The organism is Polaromonas hydrogenivorans (assembly GCF_040105105.1).
GTDB lineage: Bacteria > Pseudomonadota > Gammaproteobacteria > Burkholderiales > Burkholderiaceae_C > Polaromonas > Polaromonas hydrogenivorans.
The window spans coordinates 1,613,427-1,631,416 of the sequence record NZ_CP157675.1 but is presented as its reverse complement, the minus strand read 5'-3'; the positions used below and the strand labels follow the sequence as shown (position 1 = coordinate 1,631,416).

Genomic DNA, 17,990 nt, shown 5'->3' with positions numbered 1-17,990 from the left:
AAACACGCCATGAACACGAAAGTTTCACCCGTCACCACCAATCCGTGGGAAACCCTGCGGCAATTCACCGATGCGCGCATCGCGCTCGGGCGGGCCGGGGTGAGCCTGCCCACGGCAGCGCACCTGGCGTTTCAGCTGGCCCATGCGCAGGCGCGCGACGCGGTTCTGGTGGCGCTCGATGGTCCGAGTCTGGCGCGGGCGCTCAGCGCGGTATCGGGCAAACAGCCCTGCCTGAGCCTGCACAGCGCCGCCGCCGACCGCACCGTTTATCTGCAGCGGCCGGACAAGGGCCGCCGGCTTGACGATGCTTCCCGCGAAACCCTGGAGGGATTGAAACCTGCCGGCCCGGAGCCTTCCGTTCGTCCCTACGACCTAGCCTTTGTGGTGGTTGACGGCCTGTCGGCCTTCGCCATCGAGCAAAATGCAGCGCCCTTCCTGAGCGTGCTGCAGCGCCGGATCGCCGCAGAAAACTGGTCCGTCGCGCCGATTTGCCTTGTCAGCCAGGGGCGGGTCGCCATTGGCGACGAAGTGGGCGAACTGCTGGGCGCCAAGGCCGTCGTGGTGCTGATCGGTGAACGGCCGGGCCTGAGTTCGCCCGACAGCATGGGCCTGTACCTGACATGGATGCCGCGCGTCGGCCTGCTCGACGACAGCCGCAACTGCATCTCCAACGTGCGCCCTGCCGGCCTGCGCTACGAGGAAGCCGCCTACAAGCTGCATTACCTGTTGTCGCAAGCGCGCCAGCGGCAACTGACCGGCGTGGACCTCAAGGACGAAACGCTGGCTGACCCGGAACGGCTCAGGGTCAGCGAGAAAAATTTCCTGCTGGATCATTCGCACACGCCCGACGCGGCCGACTCGCAGGCTTGAGCGGCTTACAGCTTGGCGCTCACCCAGCCCAGCACGCTGCCCAGCGCCGCATCGAGGTGAGTGGCGTCGGTGCCACCGGCCATCGCCATGTCGGCCTTGCCGCCGCCCTTGCCGCCGACCTGGCCGGCCACAAAGTTGACCAGTTCGCCGGCCTTGACCTTGGAGGTAGCGTCGCTGGTCACGCCAGCGGCGATCTGCACCTTGCTGCCATCGACGGTGGCCAGCACGATGACTGCCGTCTTCAGCTTGTCCTTGAGCTTGTCCATGGTTTCGCGCAGCGTCTTGGCGTCAGCGCCTTCGAGCCTTGCGGCCAGCACTTTGAGCCCCTTGACATCGACGGCCTGCAGCATCAGCTCATCGCCCTGCGACGAAGCCAGCTTGCCCTTGAGCGCGGCGACTTCCTTTTCCAGCGACCTGACCTGGTCCAGCACCTGGCCAATGCGGTTTTGCAACTCGGACGGGCTGGCCTTGAGCGTTCCGGCGGCTGACTGCACGGTGGATTCGAGTGACTGCAAATAAGCCAGCGCATTCTGGCCCGTCACGGCTTCGACGCGGCGCACGCCCGAAGCCACGCCGCTCTCGGCCACGATCTTGAACAGGCCGATGTCGCCCGTGCGGCCTACGTGCGTGCCGCCGCACAGCTCCTTGCTCGAACCGATGCTCAGCACGCGCACGGTGTCGCCATATTTTTCGCCGAACAGCATCATCGCGCCGGTCTTTTGCGCCGCTTCCATGTCCATCTCGCTGGCGTCGGTGGCGCTGTTAGCCAGGATTTCTTTGTTGACAAGGACTTCGACCTCGCGGATCTGATCGTCGGTCATGGGCGCGTTGTGCGCAAAGTCAAAGCGGGTGCGCTCGACGTTGACCAGGCTGCCCTTTTGCTGCACATGCGCGCCCAGCACTTCGCGCAGGGCCTTGTGCATCAGATGCGTGGCGCTGTGGTTGCGCACGGTGGCTGCGCGCACTACCTTATTGACCTGCGCGCTGACATGGTCGCCCACGTTGAGCGTGCCTTCGGCCAGCGTGCCGTGGTGGCCGTACACGTCGGCCTTGATCTTGAGCGTGTCGCTGACGGCAAAGCGGGCCGATCCGCTGATGAGTTCGCCCTCGTCGCCGGCCTGGCCGCCGCTTTCGGCGTAGAACGGCGTCGTGTCGAGCACCACCACGCCGTTTTGACCGGCTTTTAGGGCTGCTGCGCTTATCCCCTCTGCATAGATTGCTATGATTTTTGATGTTTCTTCGAGGTGCTCGTAGCCGGTGAAGACGTTGCCTGTGCCGCTGTAGTCGAGGGCGCGGTCCATCTTGAACTTGCCGGCGGCGCGGGCTTGGGCTTTTTGCCTGTCCATGGCCACGGCAAACCCGGCTTCATCGACGCTCAAGCCGCGCTCGCGGCACACGTCGGCAGACAAATCCAGCGGAAAGCCGTAGGTGTCATGCAGCTTGAAGGCCACTTCGCCGGGCAGCACCTTGACGCCATCGGCCAGCGCGGCGTCCAGAATCTGCATGCCAGTTTCCAGCGTCTCGAAAAAGCGTTCTTCCTCGGCCTTGAGCACTTCGGTGATGCGCTGCGCATCAGCCGCCAGCCGGGGATAGGCGTCGCCCATCAATCCAGCCAGATCAGCCACCAGCTTGTGGAAAAACGGCGTTTTCTTGCCCAGCAAATAGCCGTGGCGAATCGCGCGGCGGATAATCCGGCGCTGCACGTAGCCGCGTCCTTCGTTCGACGGATTCACGCCGTCGCTCACCAGAAACGCGGTGGCACGGATGTGGTCGGCAATCACGCGCAGGCTCTTGTGGCCCAGGTCTTGTTCGCCGGTTTCGCGCGAAGCGGCCTTGATCAGCGCGTCGAAAATGTCGATTTCGTAGTTGCTGTGGACATGCTGCAGGATGGCGGCTAGCCGCTCCAGGCCCATGCCGGTATCGACACAAGGAGCCGGCAGCGGCGTGACCGAGCCGTCTTCGGCCATGTTGAACTGCATGAACACGTTGTTCCAGATTTCAATGAAGCGGTCGCCGTCTTCATCGGGGCTGCCGGGCGGGCCGCCGGGAATGTGATCACCGTGGTCGTAGAAGATTTCAGAACAAGGGCCGCACGGGCCGGTGTCGGCCATCATCCAGAAGTTGTCGGACTTGTAGCGTCCGCCCTTGTTGTCGCCGATGCGGATGACGCGCTCGGGCGGCAAGCCGATTTCCTTGGTCCAGATATCGTAGGCCTCGTCGTCCTCTTCATAGACGGTGGCCAGCAGGCGCTCGGCGGGCAGCTTATAGACCTCGGTCAGCAGCTCCCATGCCCACTTGAGCGACTCGCGCTTGAAGTAGTCGCCAAAGCTCCAGTTGCCCAGCATCTCGAAAAAGGTGTGGTGGCGCGCGGTGTAGCCGACGTTTTCCAGGTCGTTGTGCTTGCCGCCGGCACGCAAACAAGCCTGCACCGACGTGGCGCGCACATACGGGCGCTTGTCCACGCCCAGGAACACGTCCTTGAACTGGACCATGCCGGAGTTGGTGAACATCAGCGTCGGGTCGTTGCCCGGCACCAGCGAGCTGGAGGGCACCACGGTGTGGCCCTTGGCGGCAAAGAAATCAAGGAAGGTCTTGCGGATGTCGGCAACGGTGAAAACGGGTGTGCTCATGGGGGTGATCAACTCTCAGGAAAGGGCATGGAACGGTGTCTGGCAGCTGCGCGTGCAGGCAAGCCGATGATTTTAGGCGGCTTTGAGGGTGACGAGGAAACGCAGCAAGGCCTCGTCGTCGGACCAGGCGACGTTGAAACGCAGCCACGGGCTGGGCTCCAGATCGACTGAAAACAGGTGGCCCGGCCCCAGCAGAATGTCCTGCTCGGCCGCGTTGTAGGCCAGTTCGCCGGCGTTTTGAATGGCCGGGTGGCGCGCCCACAGGAACATGCCGGCCTTGGGTTCGCAAAACAACTCGAAGCCAATCGCCAGCAACAGGCTGGCCAGCCGCCGCTGGCCCAGCGCCAGCCGGTCCCGCAGCGTCTTGATGTGCTTGCGCCAGCGGCCATCGACCAGCGCGCCGTAGGCCAGGCGCTCGGTGAATTCGGACGATGTCAGGCCCGAAATCATCTTCAGCCGCGCCAGGTCTTCAAGCAGTTCGGGATTGGCCGCCAGATAGCCGACGCGGATGTTGGGCGAGATGGTCTTGGAAAAGCTGCTGATGTAAATCACCCGCTTCAACTGGTCAAGGCTGGCCAGGGACGGCCGGGACTCGGGGTCGAGGTCGGCGTAAATATCGTTTTCCACCACCATGAAATCGTATTTTTCGGCCAGCTGCAGCACCCGGTGCAGATGCGACAGCACGGCGGTGGAGCCGGTCGGGCTTTGCAGGCGCGGCTGGGTAAAGAACACCTTGGGCCGGTGCTCGATGATGCGGGCTTCGAGCGTATCCAGGTCGTAGCCGGTCGGCGTGCGCGGCGCGCCGATCAGCCGGGCGCCCAGAAACCGCAGGGAAAACAGCAAGTTGGCATAGCCGGGCTCATCAACCAGCACCGCATCGCCGGGCCGGACCAGCTGGCGCGCGGCCAGGTCCAGGCCCTGGCTGGAGCCCTGGGTCAGCAGCACCTGCTCGGCATTCACCACGACTTCGCGGGACGCGAGCAGGTCACGCACCACCTGGCGCAGCGGCAGATAGCCCTTGGGCTCGCCGTAGCCGCCCAGATCGACATCTTCCGCGGCCAGGTTGCGCAGGCTGCGCCGCATGCCCTCGGTGAACAGCCAGTCGCCGGGCAGCCAGCCGCAGCCCGGTTTGCAGCGCAGCGCGCGGTTTTCAAAAATGCGGCGCAAGTACCACATCGAGTCAAAACTGTATTGCCCCGAAGCGCCCAGGGACAACGTGGCCTGGCTGGCGCGGCTGCGCACGAAGAATCCGGAATTCGCCTGCGACTGGAAGTAGCCCAGCGCCACCAGCCGGTCGTAGGCATCGACCACGGTATAGACGCTGACGCCGTGGGCATGGGCGAACTGGCGGATGGACGGCAGCTTGGCGCCTGGGCGCAATGCACCATCATCGACCATCTGGCGAAATCCAGCGACGATCTGGGTGACCAGCGCAACGCTTGACTGGAGATTGAGTACGAACATGACAGAGCAGGCCCCAACAATGGGCAAAGGGTTTGTGTGTAGAGGTCGTGCGGGCAGCACAGTACACCCTGCAGCAGGGGTAATCTGTATATGTTAACGCCGGGCCGCAATCCTTAAAGTACAGGCATATGCTCGACAACCGTATGGCGAGCCCGGCCTTCCATCATCGAAAAAGGACTTCTCATGCACCGTGAACCCAACCTGACCAATGCCGCCCTGCTTGCCCGCCGCCAGGCAGCCATTCCGCGCGGCGTGGGCCACAGCCACGCCATTTTCATCGCCAAGGGCGAGAACGCGGAAATCTGGGACGTCGAAGGTCGCCGCTTCATTGATTTTGCTGGCGGCATTGCCGTTCTGAACACCGGCCACCGCCACCCGGCCGTCATCCAGGCCGTCAAGGACCAGCTCGACAAGTACACCCACACCTGCTTTCAGGTGCTGGCCTACGAGCCCTACGTCGAGCTGGCCGAACGCATCAACGCCAAGGCGCCGGGCGACTTTGCCAAGAAAACGCTGTTTTTGACCACCGGCTCCGAGGCGGTCGAAAACGCCATCAAGATCGCCCGCGCCTCGACCCGGCGTTCAGGCGTGATCTGCTTTAGCGGCGGCTACCATGGCCGCACCCTGCTGACGCTGGCCATGACCGGCAAGGTCGTTCCCTACAAAGCGGGTTTCGGCCCCTTCCCTGCCGAAATCTTTCATGCCACGTTCCCGAATGCGCTGCACGGCGTGACGGTCGATGATTCGATGGCTTCCATCGAAACGATTTTCAAGAACGACATCGAGCCCAGCCGCGTGGCGGCCATCATCATCGAGCCGGTGCAGGGTGAAGGCGGCTTCGTGGTAGCGCCGCCCGAGATGCTCCAGCGCCTGCGCGCCCTGTGCGATGCGCACGGCATCCTGATGATTTGCGACGAGGTGCAAACCGGCGCCGGACGCACCGGCACCTGGTTTGCCGTGGAGCAAAGCGGCGTGGCCCCCGACCTCATCACCATGGCCAAGTCCATGGCCGGCGGCTTCCCGATTTCAGCGGTCGTTGGCCGCGCCGAAGTCATGGATGCCGCCGCGCCCGGCGGACTGGGCGGCACCTACGCCGGCAGCCCGATTGCCTGCGCCGCCGCGCTGGCCGTGCTCGATGTGTTTGAAAAGGAAAACCTGCTTGAGCGCAGCCGCAACGTCGGCGAACGCCTGACCAGCGCCCTCAAGGCCATGGCCGCACGCCACGCCTGCATTGGCGACGTGCGCGGCATGGGCGCCATGGTGGCCATCGAGTTGTTCAAGAACGGCGATGTGAAACAGCCCGATGCCGACCTGGCCAAGCGCATCACGGCCGAGGCGACGGCACGCGGCCTGATCCTGCTGACCTGCGGCACCTACGGCAACGTCATCCGCATCCTGGTGCCGCTGACCGCCAGCGACGCGGTGCTCGACGAAGGCCTTGGCATCATGGCCGACTGCTTTGACGCTGTCGCCTGATTGCCGCATGATGAACACGCTGTCCGCTTTTGCTTCAGCCTTCTTTTTGTCAGGCCCACACGAATGACAACCAATCCAATCCTGGTGAGCTTCACCGGCGTCCAGAAAACCTATGACGGCATCAACCTCGTGGTGCGCGACCTGAACCTGGACATCCGGCAAGGCGAATTCTTGTCCCTGCTCGGTCCTTCGGGCTCGGGCAAGACCACCACCCTGATGATGCTGGCCGGCTTCGAGTCGCCCACGGCAGGCGAGATCATGCTGGACGGCCGGCAGATCACCCGTACGCCGCCGCACAAGCGCAACTTCGGCATGGTGTTCCAGAACTACGCCCTGTTTCCGCACATGACGCTGGCCGAAAACATCGCCTATCCGCTCACGGTGCGCAAGCTGCCCAAGGCCGAGCGCGAAGCCAAGGTGCTCAAGGCGCTGGACATGGTGCAGCTCGGCCGCATGGGCGGCCGCTACCCCGGCCAGCTCTCGGGCGGCCAGCAGCAGCGCGTGGCCCTGGCCCGGGCGCTGGTGTTCGACCCGCAACTGGTGCTGATGGACGAGCCGCTGGGCGCGCTGGACAAGCAGCTGCGCGAGCACATGCAGATCGAACTCAAGGCGCTGCACCGCCGCCTGGGCGTGACCTTTGTCTATGTCACCCACGACCAGACCGAGGCGCTGACCATGTCCGACCGCGTCGCCGTTTTCAGCGACGGCGCGATCCAGCAGATCGATGTGGTGGACAGCCTCTATGAAACGCCGGCCAACCGCTTCGTCGCCGGCTTTGTCGGCGACAGCACGGTGTTGCAGGCCGAGGTGACGCGGCTGGACGGCGCGCATTGCGAGGTTCGCCTGCCCAGCGGCGTGCAGTTGCGCGGCCTGAATGTCAATGCCGCCGGTGTCGGCGATGCGGTGCAGTGCGGCACCCGACCGGAGCGGCTGAAAATTGCCGACGCGCCCGGCGCCAACACCTTCCAGAGCCAGGTGCTGGACGTGATTTACTTTGGCGACCATTTGCGCCTGCGCTGCGAAATGCCCGGCCAGCCTGACGCCACCATCAAGATGCCGCTGGGCCACCACCAGTTGCCCGAGCCCGGCCAGACCATTCATGTACATGCGCCGGTTGAACACCTGCGTATTTACCGCTGACCGCTGCCTTTCCCTGATTCCCCTAGTTTTCTTCCCTTTAGCCAACGTCCCCACCAAAGGAATTTCCCATGAAACTCAAGCCCTTGATGATTGCCCTTGCAGCCGGTGTCTGCCTGCCGGTGCTGGCCCAAAGCCAGCTGACCGTGGTCAACTTTGGAGGCGCCAACGGGGCCGCCCAGAAAAAGGCCTATTTCGAAGCCTTTGAAAAATCAGGCACCGGCAAGATCCTGCCGGTCGAGTACAACGGCGAGCAGGCCAAGATCAAGGCCATGGTCGAAACCAAGAAAGTGACCTGGGATGTGGTCGAGGTCGAAAGCCCGGACGTGAACCGCGGTTGCGACGAAGGCCTGTTTGAAAAAATCGACTGGTCCAAGGTCGGCAACAAGGCCGACTTCCAGCCTGCGGCCGTGCATGAATGCGGCGTCGGCACCTTCATCTGGTCAACCGTCATGGCCTACAACGCCGACAAGCTCAAGACCGCGCCCGTCACCTGGGCCGACTTCTGGGACACCAAGAAATTCCCCGGCAAGCGCGGCATGCGCAAGGGCGCCCGCTACAACCTGGAATTCGCCCTCATGGCCGACGGCGTGAAGACCGCCGACGTGTACAAGGTGCTGGCCACCAAGGACGGCGCGGACCGCGCCTTCAAGAAGATGACCGAACTCAAGTCCAGCATCCAGTTCTGGGAAGCAGGCGCCCAGCCGCCGCAGTTCCTGGTGGCCGGCGACGTGGCCATGACCACCGCCTACAACGGCCGCATCGACGCAGCCCAGCGCGAAGGCAAGAACCTGCAGATCACCTGGACCGGCGGCATCTACGACCTGGATTACTGGGTCATGCCCAAAGGCGGCGCGAACAAAGACCTGGCACTGAAGTTCATCAGCATGGCGTCCAGCCCCGATGCGCAGGCCGAGTACGCCCGCAACATCTCCTACGGCCCGACCAACAACAAGGCGCTGGCCAAGCTCGACCCCAAGGTGCTGGCGCTGCTGCCAACCTCCCCGGCCAACAGCAAGGACGCCCTGCAGTTCAACATCCATTTCTGGGCCGACCAGGGTGAAGCGCTTGAAAAGCGTTTTGCAGCCTGGTCCGCACAGTAAAAGCCAAGCGTTAGATAAAGGACCAGTGCAATGAACGCAACGGCTTCCCTTCCCCTGATGCCATTGGTAGCCGATGGCACCACCGGACCGGCGCTGGCCGCCCAGCTGCGCCGGGTGGAGCGCCGCAAACGGCTGCGCGCCATTGCACTGACGCTTCCCTTGCTGATCTTCCTGGCGGTGACCTTTCTCGTGCCGCTGGGCGCCCTGCTGGTCAGGGCCGTGGAAAACCCGGAAGTCGCCAGCACCCTGAGCCGCACCGGAGAGGCGCTGGCCGGCTGGGACCGCGAAGCCGCGCCCCCGGACGCCGCCTATGCCGCGCTGCTGGCCGACCTGGCGGCGATTCCCGAAACGGCGCAGGCCGGCGTTCTGGCCCGGCGCCTGAACAGTGAAGTGAGCGGCGCCCGCTCGCTCATCATGGGCACCTACCGCGCGCTGCCGCTGGGCACCAACCTGAGCCCGCAGGAGGCCAAAGAAAAACTGCTGGCCCACGACGCACGATGGGCCGAGCTGCCCTACTGGTGGGCGATTGCCAAGAACAGTTCACGCTGGACGCCCGACTACCTGCTGACCTCTGTCGATCTGAAACGCGATGCGCAGGGTCACATCGTTCGCGTGGGCCCCGAGGAAGCCGCCTTCAGCGACATCTTGCTGCGCACCTTTTCCATCAGCGCGGTGGTCACGCTGATGTGCATTTTGCTGGGCTATCCGCTGGCCTACTGGCTGTCCACCCTGAATGAACGCAAGGCCAACCTGATGATGATCCTGGTGCTGCTGCCGTTCTGGACTTCGGTGCTGGTGCGCATCGCCGCCTGGATCGTGCTGCTGCAAACCAACGGGCTGGTTAACCGCTTTTTGATGTTCACCGGCCTGACCGGCGAGCCGGTGCCGCTGCTGTTCAACCGGCTGGGCGTCATCATTGCCATGGTGCACATCCTGCTGCCCTTCATGATCCTGCCGCTCTACAGCGTGATGAAGTCGGTGCCGGGCAACTACGTGCGCGCCGCCGTTTCGCTGGGCAGCACGCCGCTGGCCGCGTTTTTCCGGGTGTACGTGCCGCAAACCTACCCGGGCGTGGCCGCCGGCGGCCTGCTGGTGTTCATCACCTCGATTGGCTACTACGTCACGCCGGCCCTGCTGGGCGGCGCGGCTGACCAGATGCTGAGCTACTACGTGGCCCAGTACACCAATGTGGATGTCAACTGGGGCATGGCCTGCGCGCTGGGTTCGGTCTTGCTGACCACCACGCTGATCCTGTATGCGGTGTACCGCCGCTTTGCAAAAGCTGAACTGAGCCTGGGCTGAACACCACATGAAACTTTCTGCTGTTCCCATTTTTCCTGCCTACTACACCCCGGCCGACAAGCTCGGCTGGTACGGCCTGCGCATCTTCTGCGGCGCGGTGCTGCTGTTTTTGCTGCTGCCCATCCTGGTCATCATTCCGCTGTCGTTCAGCAACTCGTCCTTTTTGTCCTACCCGATTCCGGGCTGGTCGCTGCGCTGGTACGAGGAACTGTTCGCCTCCAGCGACTGGGCGCGGGCCACGCGCAACAGCTTCATCGTGGCGCCGCTCGCCACGCTGATTGCCACGGCGCTGGGCACGCTGGCCGCTGTCGGCCTGGCGCGGGTGCAGTTCTTCGGCAAGGGCCTGCTGACCAGCCTGCTGATCGCGCCCATGGTGGTGCCTATCGTGGTGGTGGGCGTCAGCACCTACCTGTTCTTTGCAAAAATCGGCCTGTCCGATTCCTACACCGGGCTGGTGCTGGTGCATGCCGCGCTGGGCGCGCCGTTTGTCGTCACCACCGTCATGGCGACGCTGCAAGGCTTCAACCAGAACCTGGTCAAGGCCAGCCTGAGCCTGGGCGCCGGGCCGCTGCAGACCTTCTTCCGGGTCACTTTGCCGGTGATTGCGCCCGGCGTGATTTCGGGGGCGCTGTTTGCCTTTGCCACTTCCTTTGACGAGGTGGTGGTCACCCTGTTCCTGGCCGGCCCGACCCAGACGACGCTGCCGCGCCAGATGTTCACCGGCATCCGCGAGAACATATCCCCGACGATTGCCGCCGTGGCGACCCTGCTCATCCTGTTCACGGCACTGCTGATGATGACCATGGAATGGCTGCGCGGACGCAGGAAGTGACTTGCCCCCTGCAACCAGCATCTCCACCCTCTCGGAACACACTCCTATGAAAACCAGCCTTCTGGCGTATTTCCTGGTCGCACTCGGCGCGGCGTCGGCGGCGCAAGCCCAGCCCCAGACGCTGACCGTCGCCAACTTCGGCGGGGCCAATGGCAAGGCGCAGGACGTGGCGTTCATCCAGCCCTTCAAGCTGGCCCACAAGGTGGGAGCCAGGGGTGTTGAATATTCCGGCGAGCTTTCGGCTGTGCGCGCCATGGTGAACGCAGGCAAGAACGAATGGGACGTGGTGGAAGTCGAGTCGGCCGATGTCAAGGCCGGCTGCGAAGCCGGGCTGTTCGAGCGCATCGATCGCAGCAGCATTCCACACGCTAACATGCTGCTGCCCGGCACCGTGCAGGAATGCGGCGTCGGCGCCTTCGTCTGGTCCACCGTCATGGCTTACGACCCAAGCCGGTTCAAGGAACCCCCCAAAAGCTGGCAGGACTTCTGGAATGTGCAGCGCTTTCCCGGCAAACGCGGCTTGCGCAAAGGCGCGCGCTACAACATGGAAATAGCCCTGATGGCCGATGGCGTGCATCGCCGCGATGTTTACAACACGCTCAAGACAGAGGCGGGCATGCGCCGCGCACTGGCCAAGCTCCAGCAGCTCAAGCCCCATATCGTCTGGTGGGAGTCCGGCGCCCAGCCGCCCCAGCGCCTGGCATCCGGTGAAACCACCCTGTCCACCGCATTCAATGGACGCATCGCCGCAGCCAATCGCGAACGCACGGAGCCACTGGCCATTTCCTGGCTGGACGCCGTGTACGAACTCGATTACTGGGCCATCGTCAAGGGAACGCCAAGGCGTGATCTGGCACGCGCCTTCATCAGCTTTGCCACATCGGAAAAGGCGCAACTGGCGTTCTCGCACGAGATTCCCTACGGCCCAACCCATTTCAACGCCATCCTGAACTACGACAGCGGCCGCACCCGCACGGCCTCCAGCGCGCCGGTGGCCGACCTGTCCATGGCCAGCAGCGACCTGCCATCGGCGCCCGGCAACATGCGCCGCTCGCTGGCCTTTGATCCGGCCTTCTGGACACAAGGCAGCGGTGCGGAACTGGAAAAGCAGTTTGCCCAGCGCATGAAATAACGCCAGCCCAGGAGCGGCGAATCCGCACCCCACCGAACGGCAAAAACCCAAACCCCAAACATCTCCCGTCATGACGACTTTCAACCAACCCCTGGGCGGCAACGCCATGCCCCGCTTCGGCGGCTGGGCCAGCATGATGCGCCTGCCGATGTGCAGCGATGCCGCCGGCCTGAATGCCGCCTTCATCGGCGTGCCGCTGGACATCGGCACCAGCAACCGGCCCGGCGCACGCTTCGGACCGCGCCAGATCCGCGCCGAGTCCAGCCTGATCCGCCCCTACAACATGGCCACCGGCGCCGCGCCTTTCGATGCGCTGCAGGTGGCCGACCTGGGCGACGTGCCCATCAACACCTACAACCTGCACAAGTCGGTCGAGATCATCGAGCAGCATTACCAGCCCGTCATCGACAGCGGCTGCATCCCGCTGACGCTGGGCGGCGACCACACCATCGTGCTGCCCATCCTGCGCGCCCTCTGCCGCCGGCACGGGCCGGTGGCGCTGGTGCATGTCGATGCGCATGCCGATGTCAATGACGACATGTTCGGCGAGCGCATCGCCCACGGCACGCCGTTTCGCCGCGCCGTCGAAGAAGGCCTGCTGCAGGGCAGCAAGGTCTGGCAGATCGGCCTGCGCGGAACCGGCTATGGCATGGATGATTTCGACTGGCCACGCCAGCAGGGTTTCAACGTGGTGCAGGCGCACGAAGTCTGGTACCAGTCGCTGGCGCCGCTCATGGCCCGGGTGCGCGAATCCATCGGCCAGGCGCCGTGCTACCTGAGCTTTGACATCGACGGCATCGACCCGGCCTTTGCGGGCGGCACCGGAACGCCTGAAATCGGCGGCTTGAGCGTTCCGCAGGCGCTGGAAATCATTCGCGGCTGCCGGGGTTTGAGGCTGGTCGGCGCCGACCTGGTCGAGGTGTCCCCGCCCTACGATGCCTCCGGCAACACCGCCCTGCTGGGCGCCAACCTGCTGTATGAAATGCTGTGCGTATTGCCCGGCGTGAACTACCGCTAACACTTTCCCCACTGCACCAATCGGCCTCGCGCTGTATGCTTTGAGATTGATTTTTCGGCCCCCGGCTGCCTTTAAATGCGGCAGCCAGCTCTTCAGAAAGAACGCACATGGACATGAAAACTTCCCCCCTTTCGCTGCTCAACGACCCCAGCCTGCTCAAGACCGATGCCCTGATCAATGGCCAGTGGCTGGCGGGCGCGAGCCGGTTTGACGTGACCGATCCGTCCAACGGCAACAAACTCGCCGACGTGGCCAATCTCGGCGCCGAGGATGCTGAAGCCGCCATTGCTGCCGCCAACGCCGCCCTGCCCGCCTGGCGCGGCAAGACCGGCAAGGAGCGCAGCATCATCCTGCGCAAATGGTTTGACCTGCTGATGGCCAACCAGGAAGACCTGGCCCGCATCATGACCGCCGAGCAGGGCAAGCCGTTTGCCGAAGCCAAGGGCGAAGTCGCCTACGGCGCCAGCTTTGTCGAGTGGTTTGCCGAGGAAGCCAAGCGCGTCAACGGCGAAACCCTGCCGCAGTTCGACAACAACCGCCGCCTGATGGTGCTCAAGCAGCCCATCGGCGTGTGCGTGGCCATCACGCCCTGGAACTTCCCGCTGGCCATGATCACCCGCAAGGTGGCCCCGGCGCTGGCGGCTGGCTGCACGGTGGTCATCAAGCCGGCCGAACTCACGCCCCTGACCGCGCTGGCAGCGGTCGAACTGGCCGTGCGCGCCGGCGTTCCGTCCGGTGTTCTCAACATCCTCACGACCGACGAAAGCGCGGCGGTGGGCAAGGTGTTTTGCGCCAGCGACGTGGTGCGCCACATCAGCTTTACCGGCTCCACTGAAGTCGGCCGCATCCTGATGGCGCAAAGCGCGCCGTCGATCAAGAAGCTGTCGCTCGAACTCGGTGGCAATGCGCCCTTCATCGTGTTCGACGATGCCGACATCGACTCGGCCGTCGAAGGCGCGATGGCCAGCAAGTACCGCAACGCCGGACAGACCTGCGTCTGCGCCAACCGCATTTATGTGCAGGAAGGCGTGTACGACCAGTTTGTGCATAAATTTGCCGAAAAAGTCAGGCTGCTCAAGGTCGGCAACGGCTTTGAAGACGGCGTGGGACAGGGTCCGCTGATTGAAGACGCTGCTGTTCACAAGGTCGAGCGCCATGTTCAGGACGCGCTGGCCAAGGGCGGCAAGCTGCTGGCCGGCGGCCACAAGCTCGAAGGCCAGTTTTTCGAGCCGACGGTGATTTCCGAAGCACATGCCGACATGCTGTGCGCCAGGGAAGAAACCTTTGGCCCGTTTGCGCCCGTGTTCCGCTTCACCCATGAGCAGGAAGCGATTGACGCGGCCAACAACACCGAGTTCGGCCTGGCCAGCTATTTCTACAGCCGCGACATCGGCCGCATCTACCGCGTGGCCGAAGCGCTGGAGTACGGCATGGTCGGCATCAACGCCGGCGTGATTGCCACCGAACATGTGCCGTTTGGCGGCGTCAAGCAGTCCGGCCTGGGCCGCGAAGGCTCCAGCCACGGCATGGAAGAGTACCTGGAAATCAAATACCTCTGCCTGGGTGACATTTTGAAATAATGCCCGTCCCGGCTGGGATTGCTGAGGGCGAGCAATTCCTCGAACCTGAAGGTGGCACGGAACGATCACCTTTCTTCTGGTACAGCATGATGGGCACACAGCGCTTGTCATCATGGTAAACGCCCACGCAGTCCAGGCACTGAAAGCAAACGTCATAGCGGATTTTGCCGCTGGGTTCAATCGCATCGTATTCGCACACGGCTTTGCAGCGCTGGCAGGGCTTGCCACACTCGGTGCGGCGCGCCAGCCAGTCGAAGCGGCGCAGCCGTCCGCCGAGCGACATGGCACCGCCGAGCGGACAAAGAAAGCGGCAGAAAAACTTGTAATAGAACGCCCCGGCTACCAACAACGCGACGGCATAGGCGATGAACGGCCAGGTGCGGTTGAAGGCGAGCGTGGTGACCGTCTTGAACGGCTCCACCTCATTGAGCGTTTCTCCCTGCGTGGGCAGCAAGAAGGCGGCTGCTACCAAGGTGGCAAGGACCAGGTAACGCCCCCATTCCAGGCGCCTGGCAACTGCCAGCGGAATTCGCAGGCGCGGAATCCGCAAGCGGCGGGCCAGCAGGCCGACAAACTCCTGCAGGGCACCGAACGGGCATAGCCAGCCGCAGAAGGTTCCCCGGCCCCAAATGAAGAAACTGACCAGGGTAAAAGCCATCAAGAGCAGCGAGATCGGGTCATACAGATAGCTGGTCAGGCCTTGCCCCGCCTTGAGCGTCTTGATCACCCCGGTGACCTGAACGATGGTCAGTTGCCCCTGCGCGTGCCAGCCGATATAGACGAGCGTGAAGGCCAGGAAGCCGAGGCGAAAGATGCGCAACCTGCGGGCATCCATCGAAATCCAGCGCGGCCGGGAAAGGACGACAGTGAGAAAGATGAGGGCCAGGCCCAAAACCGCCAGGTCGATCCAGCGCGCTTTCCAGGCCAGCAGCCATTCTGGCAGCGGTTTTGGGGGATAGGCGAACAAGCTTGCGGGAGGAACATAAGACAGGGTGACCTGTTTGGGAATCAGGGTAGGCAGGATGCTCCCTTTCGCACGGGTGATCGTAAGAATCAGCTCCAAAGGGCTGGCCGGGTCTAGGCTGGCTGTGGCATTGACTCCGAATAGGCGCGAGGTATTGAGTTCAGGGAGGGCGCCAATGACTTTGGGTTCGAAATCCTGGTCGCGTAATTCAAGAAATGTTGCGTTCTGCTTCATGGCCAGCCGAGGCGACTGGGCTCCCGGAATGAAACCCTCGTCGATGATCGAGTATTGACCTGCCGATGCGACCCACCACAGGTGCCGCTTGTCGAAGTTGCGCTCCATGACCGCCTTGTACTGTGCATCGCCAAGAATGGCGCGCCCAATCGTCGGCGCATTCAGGTAGGCAACGTAGAAATCGACGAAGACTTCGTCCGGATGGGCCAGGGCATAGGCATCGACCCGCGCACCTTCCGTTCCGGCAAAGATTTTCTCGACCTGCGCATGGGTCATGCGAAGGCGCCCGACCATGCCGTTCTTGAGCATGTCCTCGAAGCTCACCGGGTCATACACATCGGGCAGGACATGCGCCGCCGGGCCGCTTTTCTTTCGGTCGGCAAAACCCAGCTTGGCACGCGCAACCTCGTTCGCGGCGTCGAGCACTGTCTGGTTGGTGACCCGCACCGAACTGGTTGCCCGGGAGATGCCATCGAGCACCGTCAAGCCGCCGCTGTTGCCGGACTGGCCGGTCCGGTTGCGCGCAGCGTCGAGTGCAATCAAGAATGGCTGGCGAATACTGCGCCCGGCATATTGCGAAATGAATTCGCGCAGAGGTTTATCGCCCAGCCCGCCCATATCCCGAAAAGTGAATACCGGTTCATTTTGGTGAAGCAGCTCGACATCGATGAAGTTCCCTTTGCGGTCGATTGAAACCAGGTAGTTCATCGGCGTGCCTTCGAATCCGGGAAGGGGTGCAAGGTCGATGGATTCGAACACATAAGCCACTGGCCCCGCCTGCTGTTCCAGCGCGCTGGTCAATGGCCAGACGGGTATGTCGGTCAGCTTCTCCTGGACCTGATAGGGCCGCCGGAAACGGTGTTCGATGTCTTCCTTGTTCAGGTTTCCAGCCCATGTCCAATTGCTGGCCAGCATAACCAGCACAGATACAGCCAAACCGAGAATACGGTTTGAAGGGAGAACGGTTATTCGGTTCAAAAGAACCCGGATGCCATGAAACATGATGATTTTCGTTTCGTATCGTTTCAGCCAATCGCCCATCATTTGTTCACGCGCTCAATTCGCGCAAACCAGTTGTTTTCCAGACTTTTCCCTTTTTATCCACAAGAAAAACATCGACCCGGTCCAGTTGCGCGGCAAGGGCCATCGCCTTGTCTGGCCCCATGACAAATAACGCCGTGGACAGTCCATCGGCCAATAAACCCGTGGGGGCGACGACGGTCACGCTTGCCAGCTCAAGAGGAGAATCTCCCGTGGCAGGGTCAAAGATGTGGTGATGCACGAAATCCGGCGTGAAGGCCGTTTCGTAATCTCCCGAGGTCGCCACGCTGCGCCCGTCCATTTGCAGCGCGGTTTTATATTCATCCGTATGCCTGGGATCCTGCACGCCCAATACCCAATCACGGCCAGGCGTTCTGGTTCCGCTCGATATGAACTCTCCGGTGTCCAGCAGCGCATGCTCGACGCCTCTGGCCCGAACCGCCGACAGCGCCAGGTCGGCCGCATAGCCTTGTGCGATGCCATTCAAGGTAATGGCCATGCCCGATTGCTGGAAGCTGACCTGATCCTGCGTAAAGCGCAGATTTTTCCAGTTGACCAAAGACCTGGCATTTAATCTTTCCTCACTCGATGGCAAGGAATGCCTGGCAGCGGCTTGATTGAATTTCGACCAAAGGGGCTGAACCGTGATATCGAACGCCCCGTCAGTAAGGGCCGAGAGCCTTCTGGCCTGTTCAAGCACAAGCAGCAGATGCGGGTCCGGCTTCTGAAGCCGGCCATCCCTGTTCAATCGAAAAACCTGGCTGTTTTCGCTATGGATACTCATCAAGGTGTCAATCTTTTTCGCTTCATGGAAGGCATCCTGAATGGCCAGTTCGGCCTGGCGCTGATCCTTGTGCAACAACTTGACCTTGATGGTGGTCCCAAATGCCAGGCCGGCTCCGGCGTACAGTCTTTGGCCGGATGCAAGTTCATCGCTTCGGGTCAGCGAGCCGGCCTTGGTGCTGGATTGAATAAATTCCCAGCCTGCCAAACCGGCCGCAGCACTACCCACGGAGGCCGAAATGAATGTTCGACGTCGCATCCGCATTCCTTTAAAAGTTGAGGGCCTCACTGCAAACCGCTAATTTCAGCCGAAATTCTAGAAAGCAGGCCACGCCCTGAAAACCGATAGCTGCCTGCAAATGCACGGGCAATCTGCCCGGCCTTGGGCGGGGTCCTGAAAAATCCCGCTGCGGGCAAAACACCC

General features: G+C 62.8%; 13 protein-coding genes. 9 read left to right on the top strand and 4 right to left on the bottom strand.

The window, feature by feature from the left end; translation table 11 throughout:
* Positions 1–9: 9 nt before the first annotated feature.
* Complete coding sequence (gene eutC / locus ABLV49_RS07665; RefSeq protein ID WP_349281022.1) at positions 10–870, top strand: ethanolamine ammonia-lyase subunit EutC; 861 nt, start codon at positions 10–12, stop codon at positions 868–870.
* A gap of 5 nt (positions 871–875) precedes the next feature.
* On the opposite strand, the gene alaS is transcribed toward eutC, so the two are convergent.
* A complete protein-coding gene (gene alaS, locus ABLV49_RS07660) occupies positions 876–3,500 on the bottom strand; it encodes an alanine--tRNA ligase (RefSeq protein WP_349281021.1) in 2,625 nt (874 codons plus the stop codon).
* Between the two features lie 72 nt (positions 3,501–3,572).
* Complete coding sequence (locus ABLV49_RS07655) at positions 3,573–4,964, bottom strand: PLP-dependent aminotransferase family protein (RefSeq protein ID WP_349281020.1); 1,392 nt, start codon at positions 4,962–4,964, stop codon at positions 3,573–3,575.
* A gap of 183 nt (positions 4,965–5,147) precedes the next feature.
* Between ABLV49_RS07655 and gabT the strand changes: the two genes are divergently transcribed.
* From gabT to ABLV49_RS07615, 8 genes are all read left to right on the top strand, one after another.
* Complete coding sequence (gene gabT / locus ABLV49_RS07650) at positions 5,148–6,440, top strand: 4-aminobutyrate--2-oxoglutarate transaminase (protein WP_349281019.1); 1,293 nt, start codon at positions 5,148–5,150, stop codon at positions 6,438–6,440.
* A 63-nt stretch (positions 6,441–6,503) separates the two neighbouring features.
* Positions 6,504–7,580 carry an ABC transporter ATP-binding protein gene (locus ABLV49_RS07645; RefSeq protein ID WP_349281018.1) on the top strand — a complete coding sequence of 359 codons (1,077 nt, stop codon included), beginning with the start codon at positions 6,504–6,506 and terminating at the stop codon, positions 7,578–7,580.
* 68 nt (positions 7,581–7,648) lie between these two features.
* Entirely contained in the window at positions 7,649–8,680 is a 1,032-nt protein-coding gene (locus ABLV49_RS07640) for an ABC transporter substrate-binding protein (RefSeq protein WP_349281017.1), read from the top strand.
* 30 nt (positions 8,681–8,710) lie between these two features.
* Positions 8,711–9,982, top strand: a complete 1,272-nt coding sequence (locus ABLV49_RS07635) for an ABC transporter permease (RefSeq protein ID WP_349281016.1) — start codon at positions 8,711–8,713, stop codon at positions 9,980–9,982.
* Positions 9,983–9,989: 7 nt separating this feature from the next.
* Positions 9,990–10,814, top strand: a complete 825-nt coding sequence (locus ABLV49_RS07630) for an ABC transporter permease (RefSeq protein ID WP_349281015.1) — start codon at positions 9,990–9,992, stop codon at positions 10,812–10,814.
* Between the two features lie 46 nt (positions 10,815–10,860).
* Positions 10,861–11,946 carry an ABC transporter substrate-binding protein gene (locus ABLV49_RS07625; protein WP_349281014.1) on the top strand — a complete coding sequence of 362 codons (1,086 nt, stop codon included), beginning with the start codon at positions 10,861–10,863 and terminating at the stop codon, positions 11,944–11,946.
* Between the two features lie 70 nt (positions 11,947–12,016).
* Positions 12,017–12,964, top strand: a complete 948-nt coding sequence (speB, locus tag ABLV49_RS07620; RefSeq protein ID WP_349281013.1) for an agmatinase — start codon at positions 12,017–12,019, stop codon at positions 12,962–12,964.
* Between the two features lie 107 nt (positions 12,965–13,071).
* Positions 13,072–14,544: an NAD-dependent succinate-semialdehyde dehydrogenase gene (locus tag ABLV49_RS07615; protein WP_349281012.1), complete on the top strand. Its 1,473-nt coding sequence runs from the start codon at positions 13,072–13,074 to the stop codon at positions 14,542–14,544.
* Here the strand turns inward: ABLV49_RS07615 and ABLV49_RS07610 are convergent.
* A complete protein-coding gene (locus tag ABLV49_RS07610; protein ID WP_349281011.1) occupies positions 14,510–16,786 on the bottom strand; it encodes a 4Fe-4S binding protein in 2,277 nt (758 codons plus the stop codon). The genes ABLV49_RS07615 and ABLV49_RS07610 overlap by 35 nt on opposite strands.
* A gap of 4 nt (positions 16,787–16,790) precedes the next feature.
* A complete protein-coding gene (locus ABLV49_RS07605) occupies positions 16,791–17,825 on the bottom strand; it encodes an FAD:protein FMN transferase (protein WP_349281010.1) in 1,035 nt (344 codons plus the stop codon).
* Positions 17,826–17,990 lie beyond the last annotated feature (165 nt).

Coding starts and splice junctions, on each gene's coding strand:
- eutC (WP_349281022.1), top strand. CDS start 10: ATGAACACGAAAGTTTCACCCGTCACCACCAATCCGTGGGAAACCCTG.
- alaS (WP_349281021.1), bottom strand. CDS start 3,500: ATGAGCACACCCGTTTTCACCGTTGCCGACATCCGCAAGACCTTCCTT.
- ABLV49_RS07655 (WP_349281020.1), bottom strand. CDS start 4,964: ATGTTCGTACTCAATCTCCAGTCAAGCGTTGCGCTGGTCACCCAGATC.
- gabT (WP_349281019.1), top strand. CDS start 5,148: ATGCACCGTGAACCCAACCTGACCAATGCCGCCCTGCTTGCCCGCCGC.
- ABLV49_RS07645 (WP_349281018.1), top strand. CDS start 6,504: ATGACAACCAATCCAATCCTGGTGAGCTTCACCGGCGTCCAGAAAACC.
- ABLV49_RS07640 (WP_349281017.1), top strand. CDS start 7,649: ATGAAACTCAAGCCCTTGATGATTGCCCTTGCAGCCGGTGTCTGCCTG.
- ABLV49_RS07635 (WP_349281016.1), top strand. CDS start 8,711: ATGAACGCAACGGCTTCCCTTCCCCTGATGCCATTGGTAGCCGATGGC.
- ABLV49_RS07630 (WP_349281015.1), top strand. CDS start 9,990: ATGAAACTTTCTGCTGTTCCCATTTTTCCTGCCTACTACACCCCGGCC.
- ABLV49_RS07625 (WP_349281014.1), top strand. CDS start 10,861: ATGAAAACCAGCCTTCTGGCGTATTTCCTGGTCGCACTCGGCGCGGCG.
- speB (WP_349281013.1), top strand. CDS start 12,017: ATGACGACTTTCAACCAACCCCTGGGCGGCAACGCCATGCCCCGCTTC.
- ABLV49_RS07615 (WP_349281012.1), top strand. CDS start 13,072: ATGGACATGAAAACTTCCCCCCTTTCGCTGCTCAACGACCCCAGCCTG.
- ABLV49_RS07610 (WP_349281011.1), bottom strand. CDS start 16,786: ATGATGGGCGATTGGCTGAAACGATACGAAACGAAAATCATCATGTTT.
- ABLV49_RS07605 (WP_349281010.1), bottom strand. CDS start 17,825: ATGCGACGTCGAACATTCATTTCGGCCTCCGTGGGTAGTGCTGCGGCC.